Source organism: Salmonella sp. 32010601201800023SM (assembly GCF_017572235.1).
Taxonomy (GTDB): Bacteria; Pseudomonadota; Gammaproteobacteria; order Enterobacterales; family Enterobacteriaceae; genus Salmonella; species Salmonella enterica.
In genome coordinates this window covers 1-20,191 of the sequence record NZ_JAGEQS010000005.1, presented here as the reverse complement: position 1 = coordinate 20,191, position 20,191 = coordinate 1, and the positions used below count along the sequence as shown (strand labels likewise).

Annotated in this window: 21 protein-coding genes, 2 pseudogenes and 1 other annotated feature; of the genes and pseudogenes, 8 read left to right on the top strand and 15 right to left on the bottom strand. The window is 53.6% G+C overall.

Going from position 1 to position 20,191, the window contains the following annotated elements:
- Nucleotides 1–9: 9 nt before the first annotated feature.
- Nucleotides 10–1,326: an L-fucose:H+ symporter permease gene (gene fucP / locus J4617_RS15415; protein ID WP_000998358.1), complete on the bottom strand. Its 1,317-nt coding sequence runs from the start codon at nucleotides 1,324–1,326 to the stop codon at nucleotides 10–12.
- Nucleotides 1,327–1,356: 30 nt separating this feature from the next.
- Complete coding sequence (gene rbsK / locus J4617_RS15410; protein WP_000350272.1) at nucleotides 1,357–2,277, bottom strand: ribokinase; 921 nt, start codon at nucleotides 2,275–2,277, stop codon at nucleotides 1,357–1,359.
- A gap of 324 nt (nucleotides 2,278–2,601) precedes the next feature.
- Here rbsK and J4617_RS15405 point away from each other — a divergent pair, with 324 nt between their 5' ends.
- Nucleotides 2,602–3,387: a DeoR family transcriptional regulator gene (locus J4617_RS15405; RefSeq protein WP_000448642.1), complete on the top strand. Its 786-nt coding sequence runs from the start codon at nucleotides 2,602–2,604 to the stop codon at nucleotides 3,385–3,387.
- A gap of 1 nt (nucleotide 3,388) precedes the next feature.
- On the opposite strand, the gene ilvN is transcribed toward J4617_RS15405, so the two are convergent.
- The 3 genes from ilvN to ivbL all read right to left on the bottom strand — a co-directional run bounded on the left by ilvN (nucleotide 3,389) and on the right by ivbL (nucleotide 5,576).
- Complete coding sequence (gene ilvN, locus J4617_RS15400) at nucleotides 3,389–3,679, bottom strand: acetolactate synthase small subunit (RefSeq protein WP_001171826.1); 291 nt, start codon at nucleotides 3,677–3,679, stop codon at nucleotides 3,389–3,391.
- Between the two features lie 3 nt (nucleotides 3,680–3,682).
- A complete protein-coding gene (ilvB, locus tag J4617_RS15395) occupies nucleotides 3,683–5,371 on the bottom strand; it encodes an acetolactate synthase large subunit (RefSeq protein ID WP_000168439.1) in 1,689 nt (562 codons plus the stop codon).
- Nucleotides 5,372–5,477: 106 nt separating this feature from the next.
- Entirely contained in the window at nucleotides 5,478–5,576 is a 99-nt protein-coding gene (ivbL, locus tag J4617_RS15390) for an ilvB operon leader peptide IvbL (protein ID WP_001541152.1), read from the bottom strand.
- A 522-nt stretch (nucleotides 5,577–6,098) separates the two neighbouring features.
- On the opposite strand from ivbL, the pseudogene J4617_RS15385 reads away from it, so the two are divergent.
- The 4 genes and pseudogenes from J4617_RS15385 (at nucleotide 6,099) to emrD (ending at nucleotide 8,639) form a co-directional block, all read left to right on the top strand.
- Nucleotides 6,099–6,213 (top strand): annotated as a pseudogene (locus J4617_RS15385) (hypothetical protein).
- Nucleotides 6,210–6,299 carry a type I toxin-antitoxin system toxin TisB gene (gene tisB / locus J4617_RS15380; protein WP_000117642.1) on the top strand — a complete coding sequence of 30 codons (90 nt, stop codon included), beginning with the start codon at nucleotides 6,210–6,212 and terminating at the stop codon, nucleotides 6,297–6,299. The pseudogene J4617_RS15385 and the gene tisB overlap by 4 nt, the downstream one beginning before the upstream one ends.
- Nucleotides 6,300–6,391: 92 nt before the next feature.
- Nucleotides 6,392–7,252, top strand: coding sequence for a DMT family transporter (locus tag J4617_RS15375; protein ID WP_001531658.1), 861 nt, complete (start codon nucleotides 6,392–6,394; stop codon nucleotides 7,250–7,252).
- Nucleotides 7,253–7,454: 202 nt separating this feature from the next.
- On the top strand, nucleotides 7,455–8,639 hold the full coding sequence (emrD, locus tag J4617_RS15370; RefSeq protein WP_000828737.1) for a multidrug efflux MFS transporter EmrD: 1,185 nt from the start codon (nucleotides 7,455–7,457) through the stop codon (nucleotides 8,637–8,639).
- Here the strand turns inward: emrD and J4617_RS15365 are convergent.
- Together J4617_RS15365 and dsdC are read right to left on the bottom strand one after the other, a co-directional pair.
- Entirely contained in the window at nucleotides 8,566–9,651 is a 1,086-nt protein-coding gene (locus J4617_RS15365) for a cellulase family glycosylhydrolase (RefSeq protein ID WP_000238925.1), read from the bottom strand. The genes emrD and J4617_RS15365 overlap by 74 nt on opposite strands.
- 63 nt (nucleotides 9,652–9,714) lie before the next feature.
- Entirely contained in the window at nucleotides 9,715–10,638 is a 924-nt protein-coding gene (gene dsdC, locus J4617_RS15360) for a DNA-binding transcriptional regulator DsdC (protein WP_001522218.1), read from the bottom strand.
- 225 nt (nucleotides 10,639–10,863) lie between these two features.
- Here dsdC and dsdX point away from each other — a divergent pair, with 225 nt between their 5' ends.
- Together dsdX and dsdA are read left to right on the top strand one after the other, a co-directional pair.
- Complete coding sequence (dsdX, locus tag J4617_RS15355) at nucleotides 10,864–12,201, top strand: D-serine transporter DsdX (RefSeq protein WP_000543317.1); 1,338 nt, start codon at nucleotides 10,864–10,866, stop codon at nucleotides 12,199–12,201.
- Between the two features lie 17 nt (nucleotides 12,202–12,218).
- Nucleotides 12,219–13,541 (top strand): D-serine ammonia-lyase, encoded by a 1,323-nt coding sequence (dsdA, locus tag J4617_RS15350; protein ID WP_000427986.1) that lies wholly within the window; start codon nucleotides 12,219–12,221, stop codon nucleotides 13,539–13,541.
- Nucleotides 13,542–13,622: 81 nt separating this feature from the next.
- Here dsdA and J4617_RS15345 read toward each other — a convergent pair whose 3' ends face one another.
- The 6 genes from J4617_RS15345 to ibpA form a co-directional block, all read right to left on the bottom strand.
- The gene (locus tag J4617_RS15345) at nucleotides 13,623–14,153 is read right to left on the bottom strand and encodes a radical SAM protein (protein WP_000147830.1); all 531 of its coding nucleotides are present in this window, start codon (nucleotides 14,151–14,153) and stop codon (nucleotides 13,623–13,625) included.
- A complete protein-coding gene (locus tag J4617_RS15340) occupies nucleotides 14,150–14,512 on the bottom strand; it encodes a DUF202 domain-containing protein (RefSeq protein WP_017465922.1) in 363 nt (120 codons plus the stop codon). Before J4617_RS15340 ends, J4617_RS15345 begins: the two co-directional genes overlap by 4 nt.
- Complete coding sequence (locus J4617_RS15335; protein ID WP_000703964.1) at nucleotides 14,502–14,849, bottom strand: YidH family protein; 348 nt, start codon at nucleotides 14,847–14,849, stop codon at nucleotides 14,502–14,504. The genes J4617_RS15340 and J4617_RS15335 overlap by 11 nt, the downstream gene beginning before the upstream one ends.
- 443 nt (nucleotides 14,850–15,292) lie before the next feature.
- Nucleotides 15,293–16,954 carry a putative transporter gene (locus tag J4617_RS15330; protein ID WP_001279787.1) on the bottom strand — a complete coding sequence of 554 codons (1,662 nt, stop codon included), beginning with the start codon at nucleotides 16,952–16,954 and terminating at the stop codon, nucleotides 15,293–15,295.
- A 188-nt stretch (nucleotides 16,955–17,142) separates the two neighbouring features.
- The gene (gene ibpB / locus J4617_RS15325; RefSeq protein WP_001246919.1) at nucleotides 17,143–17,571 is read right to left on the bottom strand and encodes a small heat shock chaperone IbpB; all 429 of its coding nucleotides are present in this window, start codon (nucleotides 17,569–17,571) and stop codon (nucleotides 17,143–17,145) included.
- Between the two features lie 109 nt (nucleotides 17,572–17,680).
- Complete coding sequence (gene ibpA, locus J4617_RS15320; RefSeq protein WP_001532742.1) at nucleotides 17,681–18,094, bottom strand: small heat shock chaperone IbpA; 414 nt, start codon at nucleotides 18,092–18,094, stop codon at nucleotides 17,681–17,683.
- Nucleotides 18,088–18,161: a sequence feature (ROSE (Repression Of Heat Shock gene Expression) occurs in the 5'-region of heat shock genes and acts as an RNA thermometer to modulate expression.), on the bottom strand. Its footprint overlaps the gene before it by 7 nt.
- A 242-nt stretch (nucleotides 18,162–18,403) precedes the next feature.
- Here ibpA and J4617_RS15315 point away from each other — a divergent pair.
- Nucleotides 18,404–18,736, top strand: a complete 333-nt coding sequence (locus J4617_RS15315) for a YceK/YidQ family lipoprotein (RefSeq protein WP_001675643.1) — start codon at nucleotides 18,404–18,406, stop codon at nucleotides 18,734–18,736.
- Between the two features lies 1 nt (nucleotide 18,737).
- Here the strand turns inward: J4617_RS15315 and J4617_RS15310 are convergent, their stop codons facing one another.
- Complete coding sequence (locus tag J4617_RS15310; protein ID WP_000809945.1) at nucleotides 18,738–19,964, bottom strand: DUF3748 domain-containing protein; 1,227 nt, start codon at nucleotides 19,962–19,964, stop codon at nucleotides 18,738–18,740.
- Between the two features lie 121 nt (nucleotides 19,965–20,085).
- Nucleotides 20,086–20,191 (bottom strand): annotated as a pseudogene (locus J4617_RS23060) (hypothetical protein); the annotation flags it as partial.

Sequence of the window (20,191 nt, the reverse complement as noted above, 5' to 3'; positions counted from 1 at the left end):
TTGCTCTCCTCAGGACGCTGCGACTTCAGCCAGGTTGCCGCGCACTTTGCTTTCGCGCCAGAAGTAAATGCCAACGTAAACAAAGCACAGCATGGAAACCAGGAATGAGAGCTGTAGCGAGTGGAACATGTCCGCCACGTAGCCCTGAATCGCGGGAACCACCGCCGCGCCGACAATCGCCATCACGATCACCGCCCCCGCCATTTCGGTATGCTCGTTATCGACGGTATCGAGCGTTCCGGCATAAATGGTCGCCCAGCAGGGGCCAAACAGAACACTGACCAGCACCGCCACGTATACCGCGCTAAAGCTGGGCGCCAGCGCCACGTAGGCCAGGAACAGCGCGCCGATCACAGAGTAAAGGATCAGGACTTTTTCCGGGTTAAAGCGTGTCATCAGAATGTTGGCGATAAACTTGCCGATAAAAAAGCAGGCGAAGCTGTAGACCATAAAGGTTGAGGCATCGCGCTCATTGATATCGCCTAACTCCAGCGCCAGACGGATAGTGAACGACCAGACCGCCACCTGCATTCCCACATACAGGAACTGCGCCACAATACCGCGACGGAAACGGGCGTTGCTGGCGAGATAGCGTAACGTATCCAGCGCCGAGGGGCGTTTATGACTCGCGGTTTGCGCGACTTTACAGGTCGGGAAACGCGTCAGCAGGAACAGTACCATCACCACTACCAGAACCATAATCATGTACTTATAGGGTTCCAGAGTGTTTTCCAGCATCAGCACCTTGAAGTTGTGGACTTGCTCGGCATTCATGCCCGCCATCTGTTTTTCCAGGCTTTCCCCTTCGGAAAAGACCAGATATTTACCCAATAAAATGCCTGCCGCCGCGCCGATCGGATAAAAGGTCTGGCTGATATTCAGCCGCAGCGTGGCGTAGGCTTTCGGCCCGATCATCGAACTGTAGGTATTCGCCGCCGTTTCCAGGAAACTCAGGCCAATCGCAATGGCGAAAATCGCCGCGAGGAACATGGTGTAGGTCGCCATGTGCGACGCCGGGAAAAAGAGCGTACAGCCGACAATGTATAGCGTCAGACCGATAAGTATCGCCACTTTATAACTGGTTTTTTTAATGACCAGCGAGGCCGGAATAGCAATTAAAAAATAACCGCCATAAAAGGCGCTTTGTACTAATGCCGAAGCAAAGTTGCTCAGCGAAAATACACTTTTAAATTGCGTAATCAGAATATCATTTAACGCGGCTGCGCATCCCCATAATGGGAATAAACAGGATAACAAAATAAACTGGAACAGAGGTGTCTTATTCAGATACCCGTCGGGCATCTGAACGATGTTTTTATCGTTCATAGTGCTACCTTTAACAGTGCAGGGTGATTGTTATTCGTTCAACGAAAGATACTCATTAAATTGCTCAATGCTTGGATAAGAGGATTGGGTGCCTTTCCCGGTGACGCTGAAAGCGGCAAAAAGGACGGCTTTTTTCATGGCGGCTTCCACATCCCCGCTCTGGACGTAGTAATGCGCGAAACAGCCGATAAAGGCATCGCCCGCGCCGCTGGTATCGACAGCGTTCACTCTAAACGCCGGGACATGGACTTCCTGGTCACGCGTCATCCACAGCGCGCCTTTCTCACCCATGGTGACGATAATATTGTTCAGCCCTTTATCCACCAGCGAACGTGCCGCTGCGCGAATATGGTCATAGGTATCCACTGGCATACCGGTTAATATTTCCAGCTCGGTTTCATTGGGTACAAAGAAATCGCATTTACAGGCATAAGACATATCTAATTCCCGTAATGCTGGCGCAGGGTTTAATAACACTTCAATCCCATGTTTCTTGCCAAATTCTATTGCGTGATAAACCGTTTCAAGCTGAACTTCCAGTTGCAGAACAATAAGCTGGCATTTTTTTAAATCTTCCGCCGCGCGATCGATATCTTCCGGCGAGAGAAACTTGTTAGCGCCTTTGATGATCAGAATGCTGTTGCTGGAGTTGGCGTTGACGAAAATCGGCGCTACGCCGCTGCTGGTACACGGTACTTTTTCTACATACGTCGTATTGATCCCCCAGGATTCGAGATTACGAATGGTGTTGTCGGCAAAAATATCGTCGCCCACTTTGGTCAACATCAATACTTTTGAATTGAGCTTAGCGGCCGCCACGGCCTGGTTCGCCCCTTTTCCGCCGCAGCCGATTTTAAACGCCGGCGCTTCCAGAGTTTCCCCTTCTTTGGGCATCTGGTTGGTGTAGGTGATAAGGTCCACCATGTTAGAGCCAATAACCGCGATATCCATTTTACTCCCTCTCAGAAATCGTCACACGACAATGATATTAAAATAACATTATCATGTTACTTCCGTATCATTTGTGACTATGATCGCGATTAGAGGATCATTTTGCCATTTACTTCGTGAACAATCCCTGGCGGAACATACGCGCATTAAATCATTTTTAGGGTTACAATTTACTGAAAATTAACTATTTATTGTTATAAAACGCGAATAAACCCACTTTTATTTCCTGACGGCCGGACGTATAGTAGTGCCACACTGTAATGTTCTCAGAAACACATAAATGTTACTGATGGAACATAACAACATGATTTGCGGAGAGGGTGAATGGAGACCAAGCAAAAAGAACGTATCCGACGCTTGATGGAGTTACTGAAAAAGACCGATCGAATCCATCTGAAAGACGCCGCGCGGATGCTGGAAGTTTCGGTGATGACCATTCGCCGCGATCTCAGCCAGGATGATGACCCTTTACCGCTGACGCTGCTCGGCGGCTATATCGTCATGGTAAATAAGCCTACGTCTTCAACCAATATGCCGCTGCCGGCGAAAAAGACGCATCATAGGGACGACCTTCCCGTTGCGATCCTGGCCGCCGGCCTGGTGCGTGAAAACGATTTGGTTTTTTTTGATAACGGTCCGGAAATGCCATTAGTTATCAGCATGATACCGGATGATATTACCTTTACCGGGATTTGCTACTCGCATCGGGTATTTATCGCGCTGAATGAAAAGCCTAATGCCACGGCGATTTTGTGCGGCGGCACCTATCGGGCCAAGAGCGATGCCTTTTATGATGCCAATAATCCTTCGGCGCTGGATTCGCTCAATCCGCGCAAAGTGTTTATTTCCGCCAGCGGCGTACATGAACATTTTGGCGTGAGCTGGTTTAACCCGGATGATCTTGCCGCCAAACGTAAAGCGATGGAGCGCGGTCTGCGCAAAATTTTGCTGGCGCGTCACGCCCTGTTTGATGAGGTCGCGCCTGCCAGCATTGGTCCGCTTTCTGCCTTTGATGTCCTGATTAGCGATCGCCCATTACCGACAGATTATGCCGTTCACTGTCGGAATGGTTCCGTCAAAGTCATCACGCCTGATTCGGAAAGTGAATAACTTACTCAAAAAAGACGGCAATTTTATTGAACATGGTGGGATCGGACTGGTTTCGTACCACCTTCGCCACGTCTTCCAGTTTATCGATCTGACTGATCATCTGTTCAAGCCGCTGATCGTCATTGACCAGAAGCCAGATGCGGCTCTGATCGCTACCCTGAATCGGTAAACAGAGAATACCCTCAACGTTGAAAGCGCGTCGGGCGAACAGCCCGCAGACGTGGGTCATCACGCCAGGATGGTTGCGAACGGTCAGCTCCAGAATAACGTTATCATGTGATTGTTTCTGCATGGCTTATTCCCCCACCATCTCTGTATTTGCCGCGCCCGGCGGCACCATCGGATACACTTTTTCTTCTGCATCAATGCGCACATGGATCAACGCCGGTCCAGGACGACGAATGATAGCCTGCAACGCCGCCTGCGGATCGGCTTCGTTATTCAAATCACAGGTGTCCAGACCAAACCCGGCGGCAATCTGCATAAAGTTGATGCTTCCCGGATAGGTCGCCGCAAAAACGCCCTGTTTATAGAACAGACTCTGTTGCTGATGTACCAGTCCCAGCGCGTCGTTATTCATCAGGATGATTTTCACATCCAACTGGTTTTCACTGGCGGTAGCCATCTCCTGAATATTCATCATCAAACTACCGTCGCCGGAAAAACACAGCACCTTGTTGCCCGGATTCGCCAGCGCCGCGCCAATCGCCGCGGGCAGACCAAACCCCATGGTGCCCAGCCCGCCGGAAGTCAGCCACTGACGCGGACGGTTGAGCGGATAAGCCTGCGCGGTCCACATCTGATGCTGACCTACGTCAGTGGTAATAATCGCGTTGTCGTCCACACAGGCGGCGACCGCATTAATCAGCCCATAGTGACTAAGCGGGTTATTTTCCTGGGGAATACTGCAAGGGAATTCTTGCTGCAAGTCCGCCACCAACTGATGCCATGCTTCCCGCGGCTGTGCCTCGATATGGGGAATTAACTGTGCCAGTACATCATCGACATCCGCCTGAATAGCCACATGCGGCTGCTTAATTTTGCCTAACTCGGCGCGATCGATATCCACATGGATGATTTTGGCGTTCGGACAAAACTGCTCCGTTTTGCCAATCGCCCGGTCATCAAAACGCGCGCCCAGAACAATCAGTAAATCGGCCTCTTGCAGAATAAAATTGGTACTGCGCGCGCCGTGCATCCCCAGCATTCCTAACGACAGCGGATGCGCCTTAGGCAGCATTCCCAGCGCCATTAAGGTCATTGTCGTCGGCAGTTGCGCTTTTTCCGCCAGTTCGCGCACGCGTGTCGGCGCATTGATCACGCCGCCGCCCAGATACAGCACCGGACGCTTCGCCGCGTTAATCATTGCGGCGGCCTCGCGGATACTCTCCGCGCTAAACTCCGGCGGGGGTGATTTTTCCGCCGGCGACGGCAACGCATCCAGCTCAATTGTCGCCGTCTGCACATCTTTAGGAACGTCTATCCACACCGGGCCGGGACGCCCCGACTGCGCCAGACGAAAAGCATCGCTCATCACCTGAGGCAGCTCGTTGATATTTCTGACCAGATAGTTGTGCTTGGTGATGGGGATAGAGATACCGTAGGTATCCACTTCCTGAAACGCGTCAGTACCGATCATGGACGCCGGAACTTGCCCGGTAATGCAGATTAACGGAATGGAATCCAGGCGCGCATCGGCAATGGCCGTGACCAGATTGGTCGCGCCCGGCCCGCTACAGGCCATACAAACAGCAGGTTTACCCTCCGTTCGCGCCATCCCCTGCGCAATAAACCCCGCGCCTTGTTCGTGGCGCGCCAGAATATGACGGATTTGCGTGCTTTGGCTTAACGCGTCGTAAACGGGGAGGATCGAACCGCCGGGAATGCCGGTGACGATACGAATCCCCTGGCGCTCCAGAAAATGAACTATAAATTCCGCGCCCGTAAAGCGCTGAGGTGTAGATGTTGTGCCCGAACTTGCCATGCTCCATTCCTTTTATTCTGAGCCGACGTTCCGGGAAGGTGTCTTAAACAAAAAACCCCGCCCGGTTTGCGCCGGCGGGGTTTTGGAATCGTGTGTGTTCCGGACCCTACGGCGCATTGCCGACGACCACCACCACACGCACGACGACCACTGCGCGAGATGGCGCAGTTGTTAGTAGGGTCGCGTTCAGCATGGAAGGGTTCATTAGGGGCCTTGTCTGTTTGTTATTAACACGTTTTATACAAGCACAGCGCTTTCAGCATGACAACGGAAAAATTTTCATCTGCACAAAAATGCGTCAGCGATCACATTTTTCTACGAATTTACACGCTTTGAGTATAGGCGTGATAAGCGTAGCGCCCTCCGGTAATCGCCGGGATTGATGATCACGCGTTTCACAATGCCGGAAAACAAAAAACCTCGCCGAAGCGAGGTTCTTACAGCGTAATGCGGGTGGTAGCCGCGAAGCACGCTGTGTTATGTCAACAGCAGAAGTATACGCGTTCTGTGCAGAACGCGCAATTTCGGCGCGAATTTTGATGAATTTGAGTATGGATCAGAAGCTCCGTTCTGTCTATAAATTACTGTTCATTTATACAGTGCTTAACTATAATGTCTTTGACACAATGTGTTATGCGGGGGCCGCATCGTAAACCGGCGCAACGAAGTCCTGGCTGAAACGGGTGGTGCCGTCAGCGCCTTAACCCCCTCGTGAGCACACTGTGTTATGTCAACACGCACACTATTCCTCGCAAAAGGGATCGCGTGCGCAACAGCTGGCAACAGGCAGCGGAAAGGTACGTCGGCTGGCAGTGCTCCTTAACCACAGGAGACGCGTATGAGCGTAGTGGATATCACCATTCTTATCCTGAAACTCATTGTTGCAGCACTGCAACTGCTTGATGCTGTTCTGAAATACCTTAAGTAATTCAGATTCAAGCCGCACCGAAGGGGAGCGGGCAACCGCTCCCCTTTCACCTTATCCGCTGGTCTTTCGCTTCCCGGGTATGTTACGTTTTTATGACACCCTCAACGACGCCTGACGCTATGACCCTTTCCGTTTTCTGCATTTTGCTGTTCGCCGCGCTGCTACATGCCAGCTGGAACGCCATTGTCAAAGCGGGAAACGATAAGCTCTACGCCGCGATCGGCGTCAGCGGTTCCGCGGCGGTCATGGCATTGATCCTTTTGCCCTTCTCGCCGCAGCCAGCTCACGCCAGTATCCCTTTTTTAGCGGCCTCTACCGCGCTCCAGGTGGTGTATACCGTCCTGGTGGCGAAAACCTATCAGGTCTCGGACATGAGCCAGACCTATCCTCTTATGCGCGGCACCGCGCCGCTGCTGGTGGCGCTCATTAGCGTTCTGTTTCTTGGCGACAGCCTGTCGTCGATGGCCTGGGTCGGCATCGCAGTGATCTGCATGGCGATACTTGGGATGGCCTGTAATGGCCGCGCCAGCTCTCAACGTGGTGTCGTGCTGGCATTAACTAACGCCTGTTTTATTGCCGGATATACGCTGGTGGACGGGACCGGCGTAAGACTCTCAGAAACGGCGCTGGGCTATACGCTATGGTCATTTTTTCTCAACGGCGCCTGCCTGTTAACCTGGGCGATGATTGCGCGGCGGCGGGAAGCGTCGCGTTATCTGGCGCAACAGTGGAAAAAAGGCATTTTTGGCGGGATTGGCACTATGGGATCTTATGGGCTGGCGCTATGGGCCATGACCCAGGCGCCGCTGGCGGTGGTCGCCGCGCTGCGTGAGACGTCGATTTTATTCGGCGCGCTGATAGCCTGGCTGTTGCTTAAAGAGAAAGTGGCCGGGCTACGTCTGGTGGCGGCGGGCGGGATTGCCCTCGGGGCGATTTTACTCCGTCTGTCATGATTGCCCAATAACAGCTGCAGACGTAACACATTCTCGGCAACATTTGTTGCCGCTTTTGTTTACATATCCTGCCGTTCCTTCGTCTGCCATTGCTGGTTGCTGTCTGGCCTTCTTTTTCTGGTGTGATAGATTCCTCTCGCATTTATGGGAATGCGCAGCAAGTTATTCTTATTTTTTCTTTTTTTGAAAAGTAATCAGCGAAATGAAAAGGCAGAGAAACGTCAATTTGTTGTTGATGTTGGTGTTACTGGTGGCCGTAGGGCAGATGGCGCAAACCATTTATATTCCCGCCATCGCCGATATGGCACAAGCGCTAAACGTCCGGGAAGGCGCCGTCCAGAGCGTAATGGCTGCTTACCTCCTGACCTACGGCGTCTCGCAACTGTTTTACGGCCCACTTTCCGACCGGGTTGGGCGCCGCCCCGTAATCCTCGTCGGCATGTCTATTTTTATGGTAGCGACCCTGTTCGCCATGACCACGCATAGTTTGACGGTGTTGATTGCCGCCAGCGCCATGCAAGGGATGGGAACCGGCGTTGGCGGAGTAATGGCGAGAACGCTCCCGCGCGATCTGTATGAAGGAACGCAACTTCGTCACGCCAATAGCCTGTTAAATATGGGGATTCTGGTCAGCCCGCTGTTAGCGCCGCTGATTGGCGGCCTGCTGGATACCCTGTGGAACTGGCGCGCGTGTTACGCTTTCCTGCTGGTGCTTTGCGCTGGCGTCACCTTCAGCATGGCGCGCTGGATGCCGGAAACCCGCCCCGCCGGCGCGCCGCGCACACGGCTGATCGCCAGCTATAAAACGCTGTTTGGCAACGGCGCATTTAACTGTTACCTGTTGATGCTAATCGGCGGGCTGGCTGGCATTGCGGTCTTTGAAGCCTGTTCCGGCGTGCTGATGGGGGCAGTATTAGGTCTCAGCAGTATGGTGGTAAGCATTCTGTTTATTCTGCCGATTCCGGCGGCGTTCTTCGGCGCCTGGTTTGCCGGACGCCCGAATAAACGCTTCTCAACCCTGATGTGGCAGTCAGTTATTTGCTGTCTGCTGGCAGGCCTTATGATGTGGATTCCCGGCTGGTTTGGCGTGATGAACGTCTGGACGCTACTCATCCCCGCTGCGCTGTTTTTCTTCGGCGCCGGGATGTTATTTCCACTGGCTACCAGCGGCGCGATGGAGCCGTTTCCGTTCCTCGCAGGCACCGCTGGCGCGCTGGTCGGCGGGCTGCAAAATATTGGTTCCGGCGTACTGGCGTGGCTTTCGGCAATGCTGCCGCAAACCGGTCAGGGCAGCCTGGGACTGTTGATGACCCTTATGGGATTGCTGATCCTGGCGTGCTGGCTGCCGCTGGCGTCACGGATATCGCATCAGGGACAGACGGTTTAACGTTCCCCTCGCCCGGCTTTTTGCCGGGCGTTTCACACTCCGGCGCGATCATCGCATTGAGCAGGGGCTCCTGCGCCGGACGCCACGCCCCTTCTTCGCCGTCATAAAACTGAGTGTCCGCGTTTATCGCATACGGAATATGCGCTTTTTTCAGCTCGCAGGCCATAAAACGGGCAAACGCGAACTGTGAAGCGACCGGCGTCATTTTTATCGACTCTCCCGGCGCCCATCCGCCCACCCAGCTTGCATGGCCGGTCTTATGCTGCCAGCGAACCGCAGCGTTAATCCGTGCCCGAATCGCCGCTTTTTCCGCCGCCGTGCCTGACGTCCACGGATATTTACCGCCGCTTTTCAGGGGGCCCCACGGGAAGATGTGCCACTCCGCCAGTACATAGTTCTGGCTTTGCGCCGGCAGTTTAAGCGCCGACAAATCCTCCGGCGCGGCGCGCATGCGGGGGGCAACGAAAATCATCCGCTGTGGGTCAATGGCGTGAATCAGGCGGATGGTTTTGTCATATACGCGATTCAGCGACGCCATATTATGATTAAGTTTGTCGGCAGGCTCATAAATGAGATCGAACCCCAGAAGCGGGGATGTCTGACCAAAATAGCGCGCGACCACGCTCCACCAGTTGATCAGCTCCTTTTCATGGCTGGCGCTGGGATCGGTTTTATACGCATCCGCCTGATAGGCAATAATGGGTATGACGCCATAGTATTCGCAGGCCTCTACCAGCTTACGCAAATGGATGAGGCGCGCTTCCGTCGGCGCGCCTGCCACACGAATACGGACATGCGTTAACCCTTTTGCCTTAAAATCCCGCACGACCAGCGGATCAAACTCGCGGATACCCCGTTCCGTTCGCGCCCAGTCAACATCCATCCCAACGCCAAGCTGCTGCGCATAGCGCGCCGCCGTCAAAGGCATCGGTTTCGCATAGACGACCGCGCTGGTCAGCATGAGAGAGGCAATAAGCGGTTTAAACACGACGCCCCCTAAAATTTTTACCACGGTGATAGCACGTATTTAGCATATTCACTCCCGGCAGGTGTAGCGACAAAGCGTAATAAATCTTCACACCTGTTCCTGCAACCAGCGAATAAATGCCTCGATTTTCGGCCACTGCCTGCCAGGCAGAGTGGTGACATAATAATGCTGATGACATTTCAGCCTCATGTCACCAAAAGGCGCAATCAGTTCACCGCTGTCGAGACGCTTTTGCACCAGCCGTTTACGCCCCATCGCCACGCCAATGTGGTTCATCGCGGCAATCACCGCTAAATCAGAACGATCGAAGCCAATGCCGGATGAATCCGGCAAATTTACTGCAAAATGCTGCGCCCAACTGTGCCACTCATCGGTGCCCGAATCGTTACTCCACGCCTGTCTGTCGTGTAAGAGCGTACAGTGCCGCAGGTTATTCAGGTTGTCCTGCAAGGCGAAACGATGGGCGTAATCCGGGCTGCAAACGGGCAAAATTGCCTCATCCATTAAAAAATGGTGCGTGAGCTGCGCCGACGGCGCATCGTCAAAATAGATAGCCAGGTCAATGCCGGCACGCTGTAGGTTAACGTTATCGTTGCCGGTCAGCATAGTGAGAGAAATTGACGGATAGCGACGGGTAAAGTCCCCCAGCGCGGGCACCAGCCAGCACTGGGCGATAGAGGGACGGGAATACACGGTCAACGTGCCGGACAGTTCCTGATTTTTGATATCGAGGATTTCCTGATTCAACGTATCCAGCGACGATTTCAACGCCCAGAATACCCGTTTGCCTTCATGGGTAAGCTCCACTTTACGGTGAGAGCGGACAAATAGCTGGATTCCCAACTCGGCTTCCAGTTGATTGATACGATGGCTTACCGCACTTGGGCTTAACGACAGCTCATCTGCCGCCAGAGCAAAGGACTGGTGTCTGGCCGCGACTTCAAAAGTATAGAGTTTGGATAACTGCCAACCGTTGAGTAAGCGGTTTCGGGTATCGCGAAGGGGTTCCATGGCAACCTCAGTCATCTTTTAATTTCCCGAAGTGTAAAAAAACACGCTGAAAAAATCCGCACATAGATGAAGCAAAATGAACCATATCGCAAAATAAAGGCAATATTAGATGGAAATCACATAGTTGATTCAATTTACATCATGTGAATGGCAAATTATATCGTTTGTCAGGGTGTGCTGTTTTTCTGTCCAATAAGAACAGATTAATCACAGGGTAGGTGAGATATGCACGCTCAAATCTGGGTAGTGAGCACGCTGCTGATCAGCATCGTGTTAATCGTATTGACCATCGTGAAGTTTAAATTCCACCCCTTCCTGGCGTTACTGCTCGCCAGTTTCTTTGTCGGCGCGATGATGGGCATGGGGCCGCTGGAGATGGTCACGGCGATAGAAAACGGAATAGGCGGTACGCTCGGTTTTCTGGCCGCCGTTATCGGTCTTGGCACCATCCTCGGCAAAATGATGGAGGTTTCCGGCGCGGCGGAACGCATCGGGCTTACGCTCCAGCGCTGCCGCTGGCTCTCTGCTGACGTGATCATGGTACTGGTGGGGCTGATTTGCGGTATCACGTTGTTCGTGGAAGTGGGCGTCGTGTTGCTCATCCCACTGGCGTTTTCTATCGCTAAAAAAACCCATACCTCGCTGCTGAAGCTGGCCATTCCGCTGTGTACCGCGCTGATGGCCGTCCATTGCGTGGTACCGCCGCATCCGGCTGCGCTGTTTGTCGCAAATAAACTGGGGGCGGATATCGGCTCGGTGATTGTCTACGGTCTGCTGGTCGGACTGATGGCATCATTGGTCGGCGGTCCGCTGTTCTTAAAGTTTCTGGGTAATCGTCTGCCGTTCAAGCCCGTACCGACAGAGTTTGCGGATCTTGAAGTGCGCGCCGAAAACACCCTGCCGTCGCTGGGCGCAACGCTGTTTACCGTTCTGCTGCCGATTGGCCTGATGCTGGTGAAAACCGTCGCTGAACTGAATATGGCGAAAGACGGCACGTTGTATACGCTGCTGGAGTTTATCGGTAATCCGATCACCGCGATGTTTATCGCTGTCTTTGTGGCGTATTACATACTCGGTCTGCGCCAGCATATGGGTATGAGCGCGCTACTTACCCACACCGAAAACGGCTTTGGCGCCATTGCGAACATCCTGCTGATTATCGGCGCGGGCGGCGCGTTCAACGCCATTCTCAAAAGTAGCGGGCTGGCGGACACGCTGGCGGTGATCCTCTCAAATATGCATATGCACCCGATTCTGCTGGCATGGTTGGTAGCGCTGATTCTGCACGCGGCGGTCGGCTCTGCGACGGTGGCGATGATGGGCGCCACGGCGATTGTTGCGCCAATGCTGCCGCTCTATCCTGACGTCAGCCCGGAGATCATCGCTATTGCCATCGGTTCCGGCGCCATTGGCTGCACGATCGTGACCGATTCCCTGTTCTGGCTGGTCAAGCAGTATTGCGGCGCTACGCTGAATGAAACGTTTAAATACTATACGACGGCCACGTTTATCGCATCTGTCGTTGCACTGGCTGGCACATTCCTGCTTTCCTTTATCATCTGATCGTAAAGAGACGTACTATGGAAAACATACAAAAGCTCATCGCCCGGTATCCTTTGGTCGAGGATCTGGTCGCCCTCAAAGAAACCACCTGGTTTAACCCGGGCGCCACCTCTCTTGCACAAGGTCTACCGTATGTCGGCCTGACGGAGCAGGACGTAAACGCCGCCCATGACCGTCTGGCGCGCTTTGCGCCGTATCTGGCGAAAGCGTTTCCGCAAACCGCTGCCGCTGGCGGCATGATCGAATCTGACGTGGTCGCTATTCCGGCCATGCAAAAGCGGCTGGAAAAAGAGTATGGGCAAACGATCGACGGTGAAATGCTGTTAAAAAAAGACAGTCACCTGGCAATCTCTGGTTCCATTAAAGCGCGCGGCGGCATCTACGAGGTGCTAACGCACGCGGAAAAACTGGCGCTGGAGGCGGGTCTGTTAACCACCGACGATGACTATAGCGTGTTGCTTTCGCCGGAATTTAAACAATTCTTCAGCCAGTACAGTATCGCCGTCGGTTCAACCGGCAATCTGGGGCTATCGATCGGTATCATGAGCGCCTGCATCGGTTTTAAAGTGACGGTACATATGTCTGCCGACGCCCGCGCCTGGAAAAAAGCGAAGCTGCGTAGCCACGGCGTGACGGTCGTAGAATACGAAGATGATTACGGCGTGGCGGTTGAGCAGGGCCGTAAAGCAGCGCAATCCGATCCAAACTGTTTCTTTATCGATGATGAAAACTCCCGCACGCTATTTCTGGGCTATGCGGTAGCGGGTCAGCGTCTGAAAGCGCAATTCGCTCAACAGGGACGCGTCGTTGACGCCAGTCACCCACTGTTTGTTTATCTGCCGTGCGGCGTTGGCGGCGGCCCTGGCGGCGTCGCCTTTGGCCTGAAACTGGCGTTTGGCGACAACGTCCACTGTTTCTTTGCCGAACCGACCCATTCACCCTGCATGTTACTCGGCGTTTATACCGGTCTGCACGATGCCATCTCAGTACAAGATATCGGTATTGATAACCTGACGGCGGCTGACGGCCTGGCGGTAGGTCGCGCTTCGGGCTTTGTTGGGCGGGCAATGGAGCGTCTGCTTGACGGCCTCTATACCTTAGACGATCAAACAATGTACGACATGCTGGGCTGGCTGGCGCAGGAGGAAGGAATTCGACTGGAGCCATCAGCTCTGGCGGGGATGGCCGGGCCACAGCGCATTTGCGCCGCCGCCGCGTATCAGCAAAGGCATGGATTCAGTCAGACGCAGCTCGGCAACGCGACGCATCTGGTATGGGCAACCGGGGGCGGCATGGTGCCGGAAGATGAAATGGAACAATACCTGGCGAAAGGACGCTAATACTCGCTCAGTGCCGGAAAGACGGCAACGCCATCCGGCACGCCATCGCCTGATGGCGCTACGCTTATCAGGCCTGTGACGTTAACGCAGCATCGCCATCAACTCCTCCGGCGAGCGATGCTGCTTCAGTAAATCCCGCATCACCCGCATATGCGGCGAGGAGTAGTTAAAAAAGGTCTGGTAGCCCTCGCAAAGCTGATTTTTCCCCTGGCTATCCCGATGCTCAGGGCATCCGCCGCCGCAAAATCGTAATAAAGAACACTTCTGACATTCAGCGCTTAGCGGCGCCTTGTCCGGCGCTTCAGCGCCATTCCTGCCGCCGCACCACTGCTGTAGCGTCTCATCAAAAAGGCGAACCGAGATACGCTGAATATCTTCACGTACCCAAATATCAAATACGCTATTTAAAAACCGCCCCCAGTCTGCTGAACACAATGAATCCTCGGTCAACATTCCGTTCCGGTCATGTTCCAACAATGGGATAAAATGGACATTGCGAATGCCGAGCCGTTGTAAGTTACGGTACAGTTGCTGAGGGCGCTGGCTATTCTGGCGATTTACGACGACCTGAATCTGGTCATCACTCACGACAATGTCCTGACGTCCTGTCATATAAAATTCCCGATAAATGCAATAAGTTGGCGAATATGGGTAACAGCAAACAGGATTGCGAGCGACAACACCGCGAGGGAGATCAAAAATTTGTCACGCACGACATGAGTTTCGGAAAAATCGCTATGCGCGACATCCATCAAATTACGACTCCGGGTATAACGCCAAAGAATCACCGCCACTATCGCCAGAACGCTGATTGACACCCAGAACAAGAACCCCGCCTGATGCCAGTGGTGCCTGACGGCTAACGCCATTAACGCCCCGTATCCCAGCAGCGTGCGAAACCAGGCCAGCGACGTACGCTCCGGTTGCAGTCCCGGATCGTTCTGCCGACGGGCTTTACGACTATCCGGCATACAGTACCAGCCCCATCACTATCACCGCGACAATCATCAAAATAACGCTGATGATCAACAGGCTATGGGTATAAGGCAAATCCTCTTTCAGGCGCATCGCTTTTTCATTACGTAACCAGCGTAGATAGCCATAAATCGCCAGGCCGCCCGCAAACAGACACAACAGTAGCGCCAGCAGTTCACGGATCACCGGCGTGGCAAAATCCGGGGCGAGCTGATCAAGACCGACGCCTGCCGCCAGAAATCCCAGCGAGGTGCGAATCCACGCCAGAAAGGTGCGCTCATTTGCCAGTGAGAAGCGATAATCCGGCGCTTCTCCGAGGCGGGAAATCTTCATGACGACTCCTTTTACGTTCTTATGTATTCCCGTTCGTTTTCAGAATACCACTCACGTTGTTGCTGATATGCTTCACATTATCCCGCAGCAAGGGAATCTTATTGCAAAATAACTGTAGTTCACTGGTGACGTGTTTCGGCGCAACCGCGCTCATTCCCGCTATTTTTCATTTCAGTTGCGACCTTTTTCAACGCCACCGCCAGGAAAGGCATTATTGCCGAATTAAAAGCTGAAAAACCACCCGTCGCGCCGAAAAAAAAGGCGATGAAGATTGATAACTAACTGAAAAAAATTGGAATTATGCTCGTTGCCATTACGCTGATTAGCGCGTTCATTGAGGAAGAAGATAAGAAGAAGAGCAGAAGTGTGGCCGGTGCGGCGCGCGTTATCCAGCCTGGATTTAACACAGTGCATAGGCCGGATAAGCAACGCGCCATCAGGCGCTAACCCATTCCCCAAAAAATCACCGCCAGCAGTTGTGGCGTGATAATACGCAGGAACATCACTAACGGATAGACGGTCGCGTAAGAGAGCGCCGCCGCGCCGCTGGTGGCATGAAGATTGTTGGCAAATGCCAGCGCTGGCGGATCGGTCATCGAACCGGCCAGCATCCCGCACAGCGTCAGGTAGTTCATTTTGGCAAAAATTCGCGCCAGCAAACCGACGGTAATCAGCGGAATAGCGGTGATGAAAATACCGTAGCCAATCCAGCTTAATCCTTCGCCCTGTGTCAGCGTATCGACAAAATCGCCGCCGGATTTCAGCCCAACGACCGCCAGAAACAAAACGATGCCTAATTCACGCAGCGCGAGGTTGGCGCTCGGCGGCATAAACCAGTACAGCTTACCGATGCTGCCGATACGCCCCAAAATTAGCGCCATGATCAGCGGCCCGCCAGCCAGCCCCAGTTTTAGCGCGACCGGGAATCCCGGCACAAACAACGGGATTGACCCAAGCAGAACCCCTAATCCGATGCCGATAAACACCGGCAGCATCTGCACCTGCTGGAGTTTTTGCTGCGCGTTGCCGACCACATTGGCTACCGCATCAATCGAGGCAGGACGCCCCACCAGATTGAGAATGTCGCCAAACTGCAGGCTAGCGTCGCTGCTGGCGACCAGCTCAACGCCCGCGCGGTTAAGGCGGGAGATAACCACGTCATAACGCTCTTTAAAGTGCAAATCGCGGATACGTTTGCCGAGCACTTTTTCGTTGGTGACGACCACACGCTCGACACGTAAATCCGTGCCGCGCGTCGACAACGAGGTGTCCACTTCCTTACCGATCACCAGTTGCGCGTTATGCAGGTCGGTAGGTTGGCCGACGAGGTGCAGCAGGTCGCCTGCCTGGATAATCGTCCCCGGCGACGGCACCATCAGCGTGTCATCGCGTTTCAGGCGTGAGCAAATGATTTTATCGCTGTTCAGGATCGGCACATCCTGGATAGCCATATTATTGAGGTTCGGATTCTCGACACGGATATTCATTGTCTGAATTAATGAATGACCGTTAGCGAGAGAGGATTCGTGCTTCTGCGCCTCCGCCTCGACGTTAACGCGAAAAATCAGCCGCATCAGCCACATGGTGAGCAAAATACCGCAGATGCCAAACGGATACGCCATCGCATAGCTCATCCCCATCTGATCCACCAGATCCACTGGCGTTCCCAGATCGCGCAGGATTTGCTGACCCGCCCCTAACGCAGGCGTATTGGTGACTGCGCCGGAGAAAATCCCCAGCACCACCGGCAGCGGAATAGCGAAAATTTTATGCAGAATCGCGGTGACCAACCCGCCCATAATCACAATCAGAACAGCAAACAGATTGAGACGCAGCCCGGAAACGCGCAGCGAGGCGAAAAACCCCGGCCCCACCTGTATGCCGATGGTATAAACAAAAAGGATCAGGCCGAATTCCTGGATAAAGTGCAGCATATCGCCACTCAGCGTCACCCCAGCCTGATCGACGAAGTGGCCGACGATAATACCGCCGAACAGAACGCCGCCAATACCAAAGCCGACACCGCGCACTTTAATGTTGCCGATCCATAAACCGACAACCGCCACCAACGCCAGAACGCTGACCGTCAATGCGATATCACTCATCTTTTCTTCCCTGTGAGTAACATTTCAATTTATAGGGATTATGACTGAACCGTTAAGGCATATATACAGCATGGCGCACATTCTCATGTTACAAAACCGCCCAGACGTCCTGACTTCGGCAGCGTCTTACCCTTTTTCGTAGCACAAAAAAGCCCCGCCATCTCTGGCGGGGCAAGGCAAGGAGCTTATTAGCTATTTAATGCGGAGCGTTCGTTAATGGCGATACGCTGCGGCGCAATGGTTTCCGGCTCGTTACGGGTTAAATCAATATGCAGCAGGCCGTTGGTAAACGTCGCGCCGGAAACTTCCATATTCTCAGCCAGCGTAAAGCTCAGGCTAAAAGGCTGCATGACCAGGCCCTGATGTAACCATTTGGGCTCGTTTTCCGGCTGTTCCGGCGTACCTTTCACCGTCAGGCGCGTGCCTTCCAGTTGAATATCCAGATCTTCCTGACGGAAACCGGCTAACGCTAAGGTAATGCGATAATGGTTATCGTCGCTTTTTTCGATGTTATAGGGCGGGAAGCTCTGGCTTTCGCCGCTGTTTTGCAGCGCATTGGCCAGCTTGTCAAAACCGATCCATTGACGCAGCAGTGGGGATAAATCGTAGTTACGCATAATCATTTCTCCTTCTAAGAAGCGAGTTTTTACCTTCACACTTTACGTGCGAATATGCTCCCTGACGGCGAGCATGGGATGACAGGCCGCGCAACGCGACCCGACGGAATCAGTTAATTTCGATACGGCGCGGTTTGTTCGCTTCCGGAATCACGCGCTCCAGTTCGATATACAGCAGCCCGTTGACCAGGTTTGCGCCGCGAACGTGAATGTTCTCCGCTAACTGGAACTTACGTTCAAAGTTACGCTCGGCAATGCCCTGATACAGGTAAGTACGTTCTTTCTGCTCGTCCGCATGAGCGCCTTTTACCACCAGTAAATTATCCTGGGCAGTAATCTCCAGTTCGCTTTCCGCGAAACCGGCAACGGCAATGGCGATGCGGTAGTGGTTTTCGTCTACCAGCTCAACGTTGTACGGAGGGTAGCCGCCATTACTTTGGCTTTGGTTATTTTCAAGCAGGTTAAACAGACGATCAAAACCAATGGCAGAACGGTACAGCGGGGATAAATCAAAGTTACGCATAATCATAAACTCCTGAAATCAGCGAGAATGTCAGACCTTCCATCATGGACAGGCCAGGATTGCCAGAACACCCATCAGGCGTGCCCTTCTATTCACTACGTCTTATAAATGGGTCTGAATACGTACTTTTCAAGTATTTTAATCCGACTTTTTTTTGCAGTTTATTGGCTATTGCATAGACTGGTTGGGACAGCACTGATTGTTAAAGTGCGATTACCGCCACAGTGCCACGTACTGGTGATGTTATTTTTAGCAACGGATCGCTATAACTCATCATGCAAATAACGACAACCAACAGATGAATGAGTGATGATAAAAAACGTGTGGTTAACGCTGATAATATGGAATGGGATGCTTTTATTAGGCGGTTGTTCAAGCGTCATGTCGCACACCGGCGGTAAAGAGGGTACTTATCCTGGCACGCGCGCCAGCGCTACGATGATCGGTAACGATGAGACAAACTGGGGCACCAAATCGTTGGCCATCCTGGATATGCCGTTTACCGCCGTGATGGATACGATCCTTCTGCCGTGGGACATCTTCCGCAAAGACAGTTCGGTAAGATCGCGCGTCGAGAAAAGCGAGGAGGAGACGAAAATGACCAATGCCGTCATCCCCCCGGCGAAGATGCCTCCTCCCTGATTTATCGCCCGGTTTCCGTCACCCATAGCTGACGGAACCCTTTCACCTCTTCCATCCATGCGACGTGTCGCCCATCCGGTGAAAAAACGACGGCGTCCGCAGACGGCGGGTTGTCGTGCCTGGCGGTTAAGAAGTCGATCCTCCCACTTTGTGCGTCGCAGCAGGCAATCCGGTTTTCCAGCACCAGTCCCAGCCATTTACCCGACGGATGCCAGTTAAACGCTGACTGTACGCCGGTCGCATGATGCGTTAACTGCCGGGGCTCGCCTCCCTGCGGCGATATCAGCCACAGTTGCGCTACGCCGTTATCGTCCCGCATCAAAAAGGCGATCGCCGTCGCCTGCGGATTACTGCGGACCCAGTGGCGTGGTTCGTTAGTGAGTCCAGGATAAACACGCTGGTGAGTAAAGGTAAGACGCCGCTGAACTACGCCCAACGGCGGCGATGGCATCGTTGATTCGGTTCCCGTCAGCGGCGTGTCGCCTGCCTGTTTCCAGCCGTTTTCATGACACGGTAAATCGACAATAAACAGCTCCGGGACTTTTTTGCCCGTCAGCGACAGCGTATCGCCAATAAAGGCGATCTGGCGGTTGCCCACCCAGCCCTCTTCATAGGCGCGGTTAATGTCATCGCTGCCAGGTCTCGGCGCAGGCGTCGTGCGGCTAACCAGTACGCACCAGTAGCTACCGCTGTATTCGCGCGGATGCTGAACCGGTACCGTTACCGGCCCATACGGCACGGCCACGCCGACATTACGTAGATCCAGCGCCGGATCTCGCTCATGCAGAACGTGGTCATTATAGGTAAAACTCACCAGCTCGCCGTTCGGGCTAAACACATGGACGTGGCTACCGCCGCGCAGCGCGCCGGGAGTATACGGCGCAGTAATATCCATCGCATCGAGGTTAGTCACGCCCCCCGGCGTTGCAATAACGCCCCGGCGGTGGTGGAAATCGTAATGCCACGTCTCATCAGGGTTTTCAGGGCCATGAATAAACACATAGTGATTGTCGGCAGGATGCACCGTCACCACACCGACATGCGCGCCCTGCACGGCGCGATAAATCACCTCCACGTCGCCGGTATGCACATTGACACGCTCAATGGTCTTGCCCGTAAATGACGCGCCTGAAGGCCGTACATCAAAAACCAGCCACTGGCTGTCAGGTGTCCAGGTATTGGTGTTGGTAAGCTGGTGATGGCGCGGCGTAAAGGTGATTTGTTTCATGGGATGTCCTGATAAGAGACGATGCTCGTCATCATACTGCACACGGGCTTCACTTTCAGGCTTTAGCGTATCGTTGGGATAGCCAGGCCCGATGGCGTCACGCCACCGGGCCGTCAGGGTCTTATTTCTCCTGCGCCAGCCGGATACTGCGCTCTATCACCGCCCGCCGGGCGTCACCCGCCGGCAGTAACTTCAGCATCATCTCCCAGGCCGCCACCGCCTCGCCA

Coding starts and splice junctions, on each gene's coding strand:
- J4617_RS15335 (WP_000703964.1), bottom strand. CDS start 14,849: ATGAAGATTTCCCGCCTCGGAGAAGCGCCGGATTATCGCTTCTCACTG.
- ilvB (WP_000168439.1), bottom strand. CDS start 5,371: ATGGCAAGTTCGGGCACAACATCTACACCTCAGCGCTTTACGGGCGCG.
- J4617_RS15375 (WP_001531658.1), top strand. CDS start 6,392: ATGACACCCTCAACGACGCCTGACGCTATGACCCTTTCCGTTTTCTGC.
- ibpB (WP_001246919.1), bottom strand. CDS start 17,571: ATGCGTAACTACGATTTATCCCCACTGCTGCGTCAATGGATCGGTTTT.
- ibpA (WP_001532742.1), bottom strand. CDS start 18,094: ATGCGTAACTTTGATTTATCCCCGCTGTACCGTTCTGCCATTGGTTTT.
- dsdA (WP_000427986.1), top strand. CDS start 12,219: ATGGAAAACATACAAAAGCTCATCGCCCGGTATCCTTTGGTCGAGGAT.
- emrD (WP_000828737.1), top strand. CDS start 7,455: ATGAAAAGGCAGAGAAACGTCAATTTGTTGTTGATGTTGGTGTTACTG.
- J4617_RS15315 (WP_001675643.1), top strand. CDS start 18,404: ATGATAAAAAACGTGTGGTTAACGCTGATAATATGGAATGGGATGCTT.
- ilvN (WP_001171826.1), bottom strand. CDS start 3,679: ATGCAGAAACAATCACATGATAACGTTATTCTGGAGCTGACCGTTCGC.
- J4617_RS15310 (WP_000809945.1), bottom strand. CDS start 19,964: ATGAAACAAATCACCTTTACGCCGCGCCATCACCAGCTTACCAACACC.
- J4617_RS15405 (WP_000448642.1), top strand. CDS start 2,602: ATGGAGACCAAGCAAAAAGAACGTATCCGACGCTTGATGGAGTTACTG.
- dsdC (WP_001522218.1), bottom strand. CDS start 10,638: ATGGAACCCCTTCGCGATACCCGAAACCGCTTACTCAACGGTTGGCAG.
- J4617_RS15330 (WP_001279787.1), bottom strand. CDS start 16,954: ATGAGTGATATCGCATTGACGGTCAGCGTTCTGGCGTTGGTGGCGGTT.
- J4617_RS15345 (WP_000147830.1), bottom strand. CDS start 14,153: ATGACAGGACGTCAGGACATTGTCGTGAGTGATGACCAGATTCAGGTC.
- fucP (WP_000998358.1), bottom strand. CDS start 1,326: ATGAACGATAAAAACATCGTTCAGATGCCCGACGGGTATCTGAATAAG.
- tisB (WP_000117642.1), top strand. CDS start 6,210: ATGAGCGTAGTGGATATCACCATTCTTATCCTGAAACTCATTGTTGCA.
- J4617_RS15340 (WP_017465922.1), bottom strand. CDS start 14,512: ATGCCGGATAGTCGTAAAGCCCGTCGGCAGAACGATCCGGGACTGCAA.
- dsdX (WP_000543317.1), top strand. CDS start 10,864: ATGCACGCTCAAATCTGGGTAGTGAGCACGCTGCTGATCAGCATCGTG.
- ivbL (WP_001541152.1), bottom strand. CDS start 5,576: ATGAACCCTTCCATGCTGAACGCGACCCTACTAACAACTGCGCCATCT.
- rbsK (WP_000350272.1), bottom strand. CDS start 2,277: ATGGATATCGCGGTTATTGGCTCTAACATGGTGGACCTTATCACCTAC.